Origin of the sequence: Streptomyces sp. NPDC057099 (assembly GCF_042671245.1) — a bacterium.
Taxonomy (GTDB): domain Bacteria; phylum Actinomycetota; class Actinomycetes; order Streptomycetales; family Streptomycetaceae; genus Streptomyces; species Streptomyces purpurascens.
In genome coordinates, this window is sequence record NZ_JBHUTX010000055.1 from 23,368 (window position 1) to 35,841 (window position 12,474).

Here is a 12,474-nt window from a genome sequence, read left to right on the forward strand (position 1 = left end):
CAACGTAGTGCGCTATTCCGCGGCCCGGGTGAAGACGGCGACCGTGCGCCCCGGAACGGCGAACGTGCCCGATTCAGCCGCGTAGGAGGACGACTTGACGGTAGGGTCCGCCCCCGCCGCCTGCATCGGGTGCAGCCGGTAGCCGGTTCCGGCGAGCGTGGTGACCTGCTGTTCCTGCCGCTCGGGTGTGGCGTTGAAGACGACGACGAGATCGCCGAGCCGCAGGGTGATCACGCCGGGCGTCTCCTCCTTGCCGGACAGCGGGAAGGAGAGCTTCGACTGCACCTGGCCGGCCGTGGCGAGGGAGAACGCCGGCTCCGTGGAACGGATCCTCAGCAGGTCCCGGTACGCGGCCGAGGTGCCCTCGATCTGCTCGCAGCCGACCTTGACCGCGCTCAACAGGGGCTTGCCGTAAGGCCACTTGTCCTTGTTGTCGGCCGCCATGGGCAGGCCGCGGCCGAAGCCGTTGCCGTCGGCGCAGTTCCAGTGGACGGCGTTGAACCAGTCGCCGCTGTCGTAGGAGTTGCGGTCCAGGGACTTGGAGCGCAGCAGGTCGGTGCCCGCCTGGGAGAGGGCCGGGCCCTGGGAGAGGGTGGCCGTCGCCATGGCGAGGACCTGCATCCGGGCCCGGTCGGACGCGCTCGTCGTGGCGGGCAGTTTGAAGGCGAGGGCGTCGAAGAGCGACTCGTTGTCGTGCGCGTCGGCGTAGGCGAGGGCGTCTCCGGGGGCGGCGGCGTATCCGGCGGGCTGGCCGTTGTAGTCGACGTCGGCGCCGGTGACTTCCTTGCCGTCGGTGTCGGTGAACCGGTAGCCGGCGAGGTTGCCGGAGAGACCGACCTTGATGAGGTCCTGGTAGTGCAGCAGTCGGGCCTTCTGCTCGGCCGGGGTGCCGTTGTGCTGCGAGGAGTTGGGGTCGGTGTACAGGCCGGACGCGAAGCCCTGGACTCCGGGGTCCTCGTCGAAGGGGCCGCCGCCGCGCACGGCGTCACGGGCGCGGTCGGAGAAGGTGGCGATGCCGGTGCCGGCCATGTTCTTCTGCGTGGCCTGCTCGAACCGGGCGTCGTCGGCGATCTCGCCGAAGTTCCAGCCCTCGCCGTAGAGGATGATCTTCTTGCCGTCGACGCCGTCCTTGGCGAGGGTGAGCGCGTCGAGGGCCTTGCGGACCGCGAGGATGTTGGCCTTCGGGTGGTGGCCCATGAGGTCGAATCTGAAGCCGTCGACCTTGTACTGCTTGGCCCAGGTGACGATCGAGTCGACGACGAGCTTGCCCATCATGGCGTTCTCGGTGGCGGTGTTGGCGCAGCAGGTGCTGTTCGCGACCGAGCCGTCGGCGAGGAGCCGCTGGTAGTAGCCGGGCACGATCCGGTCGAGGACGCTCGTCCGCTCCTGGCCGCTCGCCGCGGTGTGGTTGTAGACGACGTCCATGACGACCCGCAGGCCGTCGTCGTTCAGCGCCTTCACCATCTCGCGGAACTGGACCGTGCGGGCCGTGCCGTCCGGGTCGGTGGCGTAGGAGCCCTCGGGGACGGTGTAGTGGTACGGGTCGTAGCCCCAGTTGTAGGCGTCCTTCGCGGCGATCTTCCCGACGCACTCCTGCTGCCGGTCGGAGTCGGCCGGGTAGGAGGCGAGGTCGCAGTCGACGCGCGCCTGGTCGGCCTTCTTCTCCGGGATGGTGGCGATGTCGAACGCGGGCAGCAGATGCACGTACGAGGTGCCCGCCTTCGCCAGCTCGCGCAGATGCTTCGAGCCGTCGCTGTTCTGGTCGGTGAAGGCGAGGTAGCTGCCGGGGTGCTTCGCCGTGCGGTCCTCGACGGAGAAGTCCCGGATGTGCAGCTCCTGGATCTGGGCGTCCCTCAGCGGTACGGCCTTGGGCTTCTTCAGGGACTTCCAGCCACTCGGGGCGAGTGATCCGTCGCCCAGGTCGACGACGAGGCTGCGCTCCGAGTCGGCGGTGAGGGCCAGGGAGTAGGGGTCGGTGACCTTGTTGGTGACGACCTTGCGGACGCTGGGGGCCCAGACCTTCACGACGTACCGGTAGGGCTTGCCCTTCCAGGACTTCGGGCCGGTGACGGACCAGACGCCGGTGGTGGCGTCGCGCCGCATCGGGACGGTGGAGTCGCCGATCTCCAGGGACACCCGCCGCGCGGTCGGTGCCCAGACGGACAGCGTGGGGCGGCCCCGGGAGAACGTCGGTCCCAGGTCTGCCTTGGTCGCACCGGAGTACAGGTCGTCGAGGACACCGGCGATCTGGACGCCCGTCGCCGCGAGTACGGCCCCGTTCCCGGCGTGCTGTGTGGCGACGACCTGGCCGCGCAGGGCGTCGCGGACCCGGTCGCGGTCGCGCGGGTCGACGGTCCAGGCGTCGTACTCCTTCAGATGCGGGAACTTGGCCTTCTGGGCGTCGGTGAGCTCGGTCTTCGCCAGGCGCAGCCACTTCGCGTCACCGGTCAGGGCGCCGTCCTTCACCGCGATCGAGCCGTCGCGGGCGTAGAGGAGCTGGGTGGAGGCGGCCGCGTCGGAGCCGTTCCAGGCGAGGGTGTCCCGGTCGATCCAGACCGCCTTGGACGTGGTCAGGTCGAGCGCGGCGGCGGCACCCACCGGCTGCGGGAGCAGGTACTTCTCCTGGCCGCTCAACAGCCACACCTCGTGGCCGTTCGCCTTGAGGTCGAGCGACTGGTCGGAGGGCAGGTCCTTCTCGTCGCCCTTGTGGAGGATGTAGCTGAGGCTGGTGGCACCGTCGGTGAGCGGTACCTCGAAGACCGCACCATAGGTATCAGTCTTGACCGGCTCGAGGGGGTTCGACCAGTCGGTGGGGTTCGCGGCGCCGGTCCAGACGTGCAGGCCCCAGCCGTCGTACTTCCCGTCGGCCCGGTGGTAGTGCAGGACGGCCTTGGTCTTGTCCGGGGCCGGGTAGTCGGCGGCCGGCTTCTCCGTGCGGACGGTCTCCTTGCCCTGCTCGATCCAGACCTCGCCGGTCTTGGTGACGTCGATGGTGCGGTCGGCGGAGACGTCCTTGTCGCCGTCCTTGTCGATGACCAGGAAGTTGACGTTCGAGGCGCCGGGCTTGAGCTTGACGTAGGCGAAGGCTCCGTAGGCGTCCCGGCCGGTGAAGGGGTGGCTCTCGGGCCATGGCGTGGCCTCGCCGTCGGCGAGGTCGCCCCAGGCGTACAGGCCCCAGTCGGCGTAGTTTCCGTCGGCGCGCTTGTAGTGGACGATCGCGTGGTCGCGGGAGGAGGCGCTGGGCGGCTCCTCGACGGGCGGGGTGCCGGTGGTGGAGGCGGCCAGGGCGCTCGCGGTGCGGCCGGCCGAGTCGACCACGACCGCCTTGTAGCGCAGGGCCGTGCCGGGCGGTACGTCCTTGGCGACCGTGTGCGTGACCTTGTACGGGGCGTGGTCGGCGGAGCCGAGGGTCTGCCACTTGCCGTTGCCGGTCTGGGCCGCGAAGACGACCCGGTTGAGCCGGCCACCGTCGACATCGGCGGAGAGCTCCACGGTGCCGGTGGCACCGGCCGCCGGGGCCTTCAGGGTGATCGTCGGCTTCGTGACCGGCTCGGCGAGCTTGCCGGCCGCCTTGAGGACGATCGCCGAGCCGGCCGGGACGGTGACGGTGAGCTTCTTGTCGCCGTCGCTCTTCAGGGCGGCGTCGCTGCCGTAGACGCCCTTGAAGGCCATGCCGGCCGAGCCGGTGGCGAAGGTCGCGGTCTTCTTCTCGGCGGCGTTGTTGAAGGCGACGACATACTCGGTGCCGCGCTTCGCGTCCGTACGGGAGAAGGCGTACACCCCCGGGCCGTCGGCCGCGTACCGCTCCTGCTGGACGCCGTCGGCGAGGGCGGGATGGGCCTTGCGGAGCTTGGCGAGAGCGCTGATCTGGCGGTAGAGCGGCGCCTTCGTGTCGTAGGCGTCCTCGGCATGGGTGCGGTCGGTGCCGATCCGGTCGTCGTCGAGGTAGTCGGCGGTGCGCGAGGCGAACATGCTCTGCCGGGCGTCCTTGTCGCCGCCCGCGCCCGTGAAGCCCTGCTCGTCGCCGTAGTAGACGACGGGGTTGCCGCGGCTGAGGAACATCAGCTCGTTGGCGAGCCGGTCCTTGGCGAGGATCTGGGCGTCGGTGGCCTTGGGGTCGTCCTGCTTGAGGAAGGTCCCGATCCGGCCCATGTCGTGGTTGCCGAGGAAGGTGACCTGCTCGTACGCGTTGGCCTTGCCGGTCGTGTACGTGTAGTCGTCGCCGAAGACGCCCGCGAGCTGCTGCGCGCTGCCGCTCTGGGAGGCGTACTGGCGGGCCGCCTCCTGGAAGGGGAAGTCCAGCGTGGCGTCGAGCCGCCCCTGGGTGACGTACGGGGAGGTGACGGCGGTGTCGGCCGAGTACACCTCGCCGAACATGAAGAAGTCGTCGCGCCCCTGCCGTGCCGCGTAGGCGTCGAGGGCGGTGGCCCACTGCGTCCAGAACTCCATGTTGACGTGCTTCACGGTGTCGATCCGGAAGCCGTCGACGTCGAAGTCCCGCACCCAGCGCTGGTAGATCCTCTCCATGCCCCGGACGACCTCGGGCCGCTCGGTCCACAGGTCGTCGAGGCCGCCGAAGTCGCCGTGCTCGGAGCTCTCACCGGCGAAGGTGGAGTCGCCGCGGTTGTGGTACATCGTCGGGTCGTTGAGCCAGGACGGGACCTTGGCGTTCTTCTTGGCGGCCGGGGCGGTCGGCGTGCGCGGGAAGGAGCCGGTGCCGACGGGCGGGAACTTCTTCGTGCCGTCCGCGTAGTCGGTGTCGTCGAAGGGCTTGCCGTCCTTGGTCAGGTACGGGAAGGCGCCCTTGGAGAGGTAGTCGTACGACTTCTCCTCATAGTCGACGACATCGGCCGTGTGGTTGGTGATGACGTCGAAGAAGACCTTCATGCCCTTGGCGTGGGCCTTGTCGATGAGGGTCTCGAGGTCCTTGTTGGTGCCGAAGTGCGGGTCGACCTGGGTGAAGTCGGTGATCCAGTAACCGTGGTAACCGGCGGAGGCGTTGGCCCCCGTACCCTGCACCGGCTGGTTCTTGAAGATCGGGGCCATCCACAGGGCGGTGGTGCCGAGGCCCTTGATGTAGTCGAGCCTCTTGGTCAGGCCCTTGAGGTCGCCGCCCTGGTAGAAGCCCTTGTCGGTGGGGTCGTAGCCGGTGGCGAGGCGGGAGCCGGTCAGGCCGCCCTTGTCGTTGCGCGGGTCGCCGTTGGCGAAACGGTCCGGCAGGACGAAGTAGAACTGCTCACGGGTGGCGTCGTGGCGGGCGGGCTCGGCGGCGAGCTTCGCGTCGGACGGAGGCGCCGGTGGGGTGGCCGCTCCGGCGGCGAGAGGCTGGACGAGTGCTGCGGCCAGCGCGGTGGCGGTGACCGCGGCGACCCGTCCGGCACGGGAGGTTCGGCGCCTTGAGGGCGCACGCCATCTCGGTATCACTGACGTGGACTCCTTGCGATTGCGGCTCTCACGGGTCCGACCCCGCGCGACCGTATCGCCGCCGAAACGCTTACAGCAAGAGTCCTGAAACCATCGGAAAGAACTTTCAACAAGTGGAGTTGGTCTGCGTCAGCAGCCCCAGCCGCCACGGGAGCGTGTTGTAGGGGCCGCTCGCCGAGGGGTTCAGGCCCTGGTAGAGGTACTGGAGCCGGCAGGGATTGACCGTGAGGGTCTGGTCGTTGGTGTGACGGACCATCTCGCCGTGGCTGATGTCCTGGCTCCAGGGCGTACCACTGAAGGTGACGTTGTTGGAGCGCGCGAAGGGGTTGGACTCGGTGTCGGCCAGCGGGGTCCAGCTCCCGGCGATGCTGTTCGACGTCCAGGAGCGGAAGTACCGCTTGCCGTTGCCGCCGATCGCCTCGTTGAGCAGCAGATACGTGTTGGAGTCCTTGAGCTTGTAGACGTTGGCGGCTTCCCAGAGGCGGTACTTGTTGGAGTCCTGGAGCGCGATGACGGTGTTGGTGAAGCCGTTCGGGAAGGCGGCCAGGCTGGTCTCCGAGCGGTACAGGTGGCCGTTGTCGTCGGAGGAGAACAGGTAGCACTTGGCGCTGTCGCAGACGTTCCAGAAGTCGACCCAGTAGCCGCTGCCGATGTTGTCCTTGATGATCTGCGGCATGCCGTTCGCGTAGAACTTCTTCGGCGCGGTCCACGACCTGGGGTTGGCGATGTCCGCCGTCGTCGAGTAGGCCGCGTTGTCGCCGGTCTGGTAGACGAGGTACCAGAGCTTCTGCGGCGCGAACCAGAACACCTGAGGCGCCGCCTTGTACCCGGCACCGATCGCCGTCTGGTCCAGGTAGTGGTGCTGCGCGGAGGCGGCCTCCTGCCAGCTGGCGAAGTTCAGGTACACCATGTTGTAGGCGCCGCTGGTGCTGGCGGTGCTGGCGAAGACATGCCAGCGGCCGTTGTGGTACACGACGGACGGGTCCTTGATGGCGCTGAGCTGGTGGGTCGCGTCCGACTTCGGGGAGATCAGCACATTGCTGGAACTCCACTTGAAGCTGCCGGGCAGGGCCGCCGCCCGCTGCTCCGAGGACGCGGCGGACGGCGCCACCAGGGCACCCATTAACAGGGCCAGGCCTCCGATCAGGACTCCCAGATGCCTTGTCAGGCGCATCGTGTCTCCTATCGCTTGAGGGTGTAGGTGACGAGCGAGCGGGCCGGAACCGTGGCCTTGAGCGACCCGCCGGTGACCGGCACGGCCGACTGCCGGGCGGTGCCCTGGGAGCCGTTGGTCAGGTACGGGGTCGCCGTTCCGGTGGTGAACCCGATGTTCTGGAGGCCGAAGGACACCGGGGTGGCACTGGAGGCCGCGTTGAGCGCCACGACCGTCACCGTGCCGTCGGTGTTGCGGAACGCCGACAGCCTGAGGTTGCCGTCGGACGTGGTGGCGCCGATGCGGGTCGCCCCGGGCCGGATGAAGCGGCTGTAGTTCGCCAGGGCCCACAGGCGCTTGGAGACGTGGTAGTTCGCGCCGTCCATCTGGATCAGCCCACGCGTGGCACCGGTCGAGGCGCCGTACCAGTACACATAGCCGCTGGTGTTGCCCTTGGTCAGGGCGTCGTGCACGGCGCCCGCGACCGTGAAGCCGTCGTAGCCGCTGCCGTCGTCCCAGGCCTCGTTCCAGGTGGTGCCGTCGGGCGACCACTCCGACATCCAGGTCCGCTTGCCGGTCGGCAGCGGCCCGTCGATCTTGCTGGCGTACGTGTGGCCGGCGTGCGTGTCGACGAAGCCCCGGGCCGTCGCATCGGCCTCGATGGCGCTGGTGTAGTTCTTCTGCTGGTTCCAGCCGAAGGAGTCACAGCAGACGACCTGGTAGCCACCGGCCCTCGCCACCGGGCCGAAGACCTTGGTGAACTCGACCGCCTGGGCGGGCGTGAGCCGCATGGAGTCGTAGGTGGCCGTCCAGTCGGGCTCGTTGGTGAACCCGAGGTCGTTGATCCGGATGCCCTCCTGGGCGTAGAACTTCGCGTACTGGACCAGGTAGTTCGCGTACGCCTTGCGCCAGTCGCCGCTCGCGCAGCTCGCACCCGCCAGGCCGCACAGGGTGCCGCCGTTCGCGTCGGTGCCGTTGGTCTTCATATAGCCGGGGGCCGTCCAGGCGTCGGCGTAGAAGCGGTTCACGCCGTACGCCTTGGCCTGCTGGGCGAGCCAGACCTGGCCCTTGTCGTTGCGGTCCCACACGTACTTGGGGGTCGCGTTCGGCCCGCCGGGGTCGGTCGGCTGAATCCCCGAGTCGATGCCGAGGCGCAGGATGCTCAGCCCGACACCGGTGCTCCGGCTGAACAGCAGGTCGAGGATCTCGCGTTGGCGCTCGGCGGGCAGGCCCTGCGAGCCGCGCATGATCGCGGCCCGGCCGAAGTGCTCGGAGATGCCGAAGCCGTCGATGGGCTGATGCCGGGTGGCCCCGTCGATGGTCGCGGAGACGTCCGCCCGGGCGTCCGTCGGCGAGGCCCCCGCGGTGACACCGGCGGTGGTCATCAGCACCGCCAGGGACGTCACCGTCCACCGTCTGAGACCTCTGAGTCCGCGCAGCGTGATCCGTCCCGTCATGGGAGCGCTCCCAGTGGTATGAGGTCGCCCCCCGGGGTTTCCGAGGGGCGAGTGTTCGAGATGCTGAACAACGTTCAGGGAGTTGCCACTGTGGAGGGAACGTAGGGCAGCGTTCCGGGAGCGTCAATCCCTCATGCGCCGCAACTGGAGCCCAGCGCTCAGCAGTTGGACCGGCCCGCGTGGATCGCGAGAGCCGTGTTCGCGCCGAGGGTGGCGGTGAACTGACCACCGGAGTTCACGGTCACGGTCGTGTTGTTCTGCACGTTGCAGTACGTCCCCGCCGGCAGCGAGGTCTGGTAGGTCCGGCTCAGCGCACCCGACTCGTGGTTGATCGCCACGAAGCCCTTGCTCCCCCGCCCGAACGCGATGGCGTCGCCCCCGTTGTCCCACCAGTTGGTGACGGCCTGCCCGCGCGTGGCATTGCGGAAGCCGACCATGGATTTGATCTCCGGCCAGTTGTGCTGACACTTCCAGCCATCCTGCCAGCAGGCGTTCACCTGGCCGCCGTTCGGCGGACCGGCGTCATGGTCGCTGAACTCGTAGCCGGAGTTGATGTCCGGGGCACCGTAGGGCCAGGCCAGCATGAAGACGTTGGCGAGGGTGTAGTTGGCGTTGTCCTTGTAGCTGAGGGTCGAGCCGTTGCGCTCGGTGTCGTGGTTGTCGACGAAGACCCCGGAGACACCGCTGCCCATATAGCCCCAGCCCTCGCCGTAGTTCTTCAGATAGGCGAGGTTCTCGTTGTTGAAGACCCGCTTGAGGTCGTAGGCGTAGCGGAACTCCTGGACATCGCCGTTACTCGTGTATTCGGTGGGCTGGACGGCCTCGCCGGAGCCGTGGATGACCTCCTGCTTCCAGTAGACCGACGGGTTGCTCAGCCGGGACTTGATGTTCGCCAGGTCGGCCGTGTCCATGTGCTTGGCCGCGTCGATGCGGAAGCCGTCGACACCGAGGGAGAGCAGGTCGTTCATGTACCCGGCGATGGCCCCGCGGACGTAGTCCTCACCGGTGTCGAGGTCGGAGAGGCCGACCAGCTCGCAGTGCTGGACGTTCCAGCGGTCCTGGTAGTTGCTGATCTGGGAGGTGCAGTCGTCGAAGTCGGGCGCGGAGTACAGGCCCGGATAGCTGTACTTGCCGTACGACGAGCCGCCGGTGCCGGTGCCGCTGCCGGCCGCCATGTGGTTGATGACCGTGTCCGCGACGACCTTCACACCGGCCGCGTGGCAGGTGTTCACCATGTTCCGGAAGGCCGTGCGGTCACCGAGCCGGCCGGCGATCTTGTAGCTGACCGGCTGGTACGACGTCCACCACTGGGAGCCCTGTATGTGCTCGGCGGGCGGGGAGACCTGGACGTAGCCGTAGCCGGCGGGCCCGAGGGTGTTGGTGCACTCACGGGCGACGGAGGCGAAGTTCCACTCGAAGAGGACGGCGGTGACGTCCTTGGTGCCAGGTGGGGAGGCCTGTGCACTGGTCGGGTTCATGACAACCGAAGCCGCGACGAGCGCGACGGCGGAGGCGAGGAATCTGCGCGCCATGTGGGGTTTCCTTCTTCGTTGAAGGTTCTTGCAGCAAGGTTCAGAAACCTTGCGGTGACGCAGATGATAGAGGCCCGCCACCCGAAAGGGCAGCGAGCCGTACGGAATTCAAAGGAACTCAGGCGGTGATCGCCGTGCTCCACCACACGGTGGCGTCGGCGGGCACCTTCGCCTCGTCGTCGACCAGGACGACCTCGCCGCTCGCGACCAGCACCCGGCCGTACGCCGGCATGGCCACCGACTCCCCCGTGGTGTTCGCGACGCACACGAACTCCCCGCGCCGGAAGGCGAGCACGCCCTCGGGCGCCCGCAGCCACTCCACGGACGTACCGGCCCCCAGGTCGGGCTGCTCACGGCGCACGGCGAGCGCGGCCCGGTACAGCTCCAGGGTGGAGCCGGGCTCCCCGGTCTGCGCCTCGACGCTCAGCTCGCCCCACCCGTCCGGCTGCGGCAGCCAGCTGCCCCCGTCGCCGAAGCCGTACGACGACCCGGTCCGGGTCCACGGGATCGGCACCCGGCACCCGTCGCGGAAGCCGTCCTGGCCGGCGCCCCGGAAGTACGCCGGGTCCTGGCGCACCTCGTCGGGCAGGTCGACGACGTCGGGCAGCCCGAGTTCCTCGCCCTGGTAGACGTAGGCCGAGCCGGGCAGCGCCAGCATGAGCAGGGACGCGGCCCGGGCCCTGCGCAGCCCCAGTTCCCGGTCGCCGGCCAGCCGGATCTGGGTGCCGAGCCCTGCCGGGTTGGCGAAGCGGGTGGCGTGCCGGGTCACGTCGTGGTTGGACAGGACCCACGTGGCGGGTGCGCCGACCGGGCGCATGGCGTCCAGGGTGCGGTCGATGACCTCGCGCATCTCCTCGGCGTCCCAGTGGGTGCTGAGGTACTGGAAGTTGAACGCCTGGTGCAGCTCGTCCGGGCGGACGTAGTGGGCGGTGCGCTCGATGGTCGGGGTCCAGGCCTCGGCGACGAAGATCCTCTCCCCCGCGTACTCGTCGAGGATGAGCCGCCACTGCCGGTAGATCTCGTGCACGCCCTCCTGGTCGAAGAACGGCATGACATCGTTGCCCAGCAGCTTCACCTGGTCGTGGGATCCAAGGTCGGGCAGCCCCTCCGCCTTCACCAGACCGTGGGCGACGTCGATACGGAAGCCGTCGACGCCCATGTCCAGCCAGAAGCGCAGGATGGAGCGGAACTCGTCGCCGACCGCCGGGTGCTCCCAGTTGAAGTCGGGCTGCTCGGGGGCGAAGAGGTGCAGGTACCACTCTCCGGGCGTGCCGTCGGGTTCGGTGACCCGGGTCCACGCCGGGCCGCCGAAGATCGACTCCCAGTCGTTGGGCGGCAGTTCGCCGTGCTTCCCCTTGCCGGGGCGGAAGTGGTAGCGCTCCCGCAGCGGCGAGCCCGGGCCCTCGGCGACGGCCCGCTTGAACCACTCGTGCTGGTCGGAGGAGTGGTTCGGGACCAGGTCGACGATGATCCTGAGGCTCAGCTCATGGGCGTCGCGGATCAGCGCGTCGGCGTCCAGGAGGTTGCCGAACATGGGGTCGACGGCCCGGTAGTCGGCGACGTCGTAGCCGGCGTCGGCCTGCGGCGAGGCGTAGAAGGGGCTGAGCCACACGGCGTCCACGCCGAGGTCGCGCAGATACGGCAAACGGGTGCGGACACCTTCCAGGTCGCCCATGCCGTCGCCGTTGCTGTCGGCGAAGCTGCGCGGGTACACCTGGTAGATCACCGCGTCCCGCCACCAGTCGCGGCGCTTGGCGACGGTGGGGGTCATGGCAGGGGCGGCAAAGGGCTGCTGGCTCATGTCGTCCTTGGTGCGTAACAGGATGTCGGTCATGGAAGGCGTGGACGGGGTGTTGGGGCGGCCGCGGCACAGCGGGGTCGGATGAGCACCACGGCCGCCACACCCGCGCCCCTCAGGGGCGCGGGGAACTGCGCGAGCAACCACGACGAAAGCCGCAGCCGAACGCCGAAACGGGGGTCACCCCTTCGTGCCACCGGCGGTAAGCCCGGTCACCAGGTTCTTCTGCACGAGGTAGAAGAAAATGGCAGCCGGTATCGCGATCAGCACAGCCGTCGCGGCCATCAGATTCCGCTGTGCGTCATGCTCACTCACAAAGGTCTGCAGACCGACGGCAAAGGTGTACTTGTCGTCGCTCAGCATGAACGTCGAGGCGAACGCGACCTCCCCGAAGGCCGTGAGGAAGCTGTAGAACGCCGCGACCGCGAGGCCGGGCTTCGCGAGCGGCAGGATGAGCCGCGCGAACGTGCCGAAGGGGGTCAGCCCGTCGACGCGCCCGGCCTCGTCGATCTCGAACGGGATGGTGTCGAAATAGCCCTTCATCAGCCAGGCGCAGTACGGCACGATCGTGGTGCAGTTGACAAGGATGAGACCAAGGTAGCTGTCGACGAGCTGGAGATCCGAGAGGATCTGGTACATCGGCACGATCAGTACCGCGATGGGGAACATCTGGGTGACCAGCAGCACCCACATCAGCTTCCGGTAGCCGGGGAAGCGCATGCGGGAGACGGCGTAGCCGGTGGACGCCGCGACGACGACGCCGATGAGCGTCGTGCCCAGCACCACGACCAGCGTGCTCGTCAGCCAGTCGAAGAAGCTCGTGTCCTTCAGGACGAACGCGTAGTTGTCGAGCGTCATCTTGCCCCAGATGCGCCCGGGGTGCAGGTAGTCGTCCTTGTCCGGGCCGAGGGACAGGAAGACCAGCCAGGCGATCGGGAAGAGCGCGGTCAGGCTCGCGCCGATCAGCACGGCGTGCGAGGCGAGGGAGCCCGCGCGGCTCTGCTCGCCGCGGCGGCGGACCTTGCGCGGGTCGCCCGCGGGGCGCCGCCCGGTCGCCGGGGCGGAGGTCTCGACGGTGGTCGTGCTCGTCGTACTCATGGGAACTCCTGC

The 12,474-nt window shown here is 68.6% G+C and carries 5 protein-coding genes and 1 pseudogene; all 6 read right to left on the minus strand.

The window, feature by feature from the left end; all coding sequences use genetic code 11:
• Positions 1–12 precede the first annotated feature (12 nt).
• Positions 13–5,424 carry a pullulanase-type alpha-1,6-glucosidase gene (gene pulA / locus ACFT4A_RS37175; RefSeq protein ID WP_382839597.1) on the minus strand — a complete coding sequence of 1,804 codons (5,412 nt, stop codon included), beginning with the start codon at positions 5,422–5,424 and terminating at the stop codon, positions 13–15.
• 106 nt (positions 5,425–5,530) lie between these two features.
• Positions 5,531–6,505: pseudogene (locus ACFT4A_RS37180) on the minus strand (non-reducing end alpha-L-arabinofuranosidase family hydrolase); the annotation flags it as partial.
• A 101-nt stretch (positions 6,506–6,606) separates the two neighbouring features.
• Positions 6,607–8,034 carry a glycoside hydrolase family 30 beta sandwich domain-containing protein gene (locus tag ACFT4A_RS37185; RefSeq protein ID WP_382839600.1) on the minus strand — a complete coding sequence of 476 codons (1,428 nt, stop codon included), beginning with the start codon at positions 8,032–8,034 and terminating at the stop codon, positions 6,607–6,609.
• 158 nt (positions 8,035–8,192) lie between these two features.
• Positions 8,193–9,566, minus strand: coding sequence for an alpha-amylase family protein (locus tag ACFT4A_RS37190; protein ID WP_382839603.1), 1,374 nt, complete (start codon positions 9,564–9,566; stop codon positions 8,193–8,195).
• A gap of 118 nt (positions 9,567–9,684) precedes the next feature.
• Positions 9,685–11,367: a glycoside hydrolase family 13 protein gene (locus ACFT4A_RS37195; protein WP_382839648.1), complete on the minus strand. Its 1,683-nt coding sequence runs from the start codon at positions 11,365–11,367 to the stop codon at positions 9,685–9,687.
• Between the two features lie 177 nt (positions 11,368–11,544).
• The gene (locus ACFT4A_RS37200; RefSeq protein WP_382839605.1) at positions 11,545–12,462 is read right to left on the minus strand and encodes a sugar ABC transporter permease; all 918 of its coding nucleotides are present in this window, start codon (positions 12,460–12,462) and stop codon (positions 11,545–11,547) included.
• Positions 12,463–12,474 lie beyond the last annotated feature (12 nt).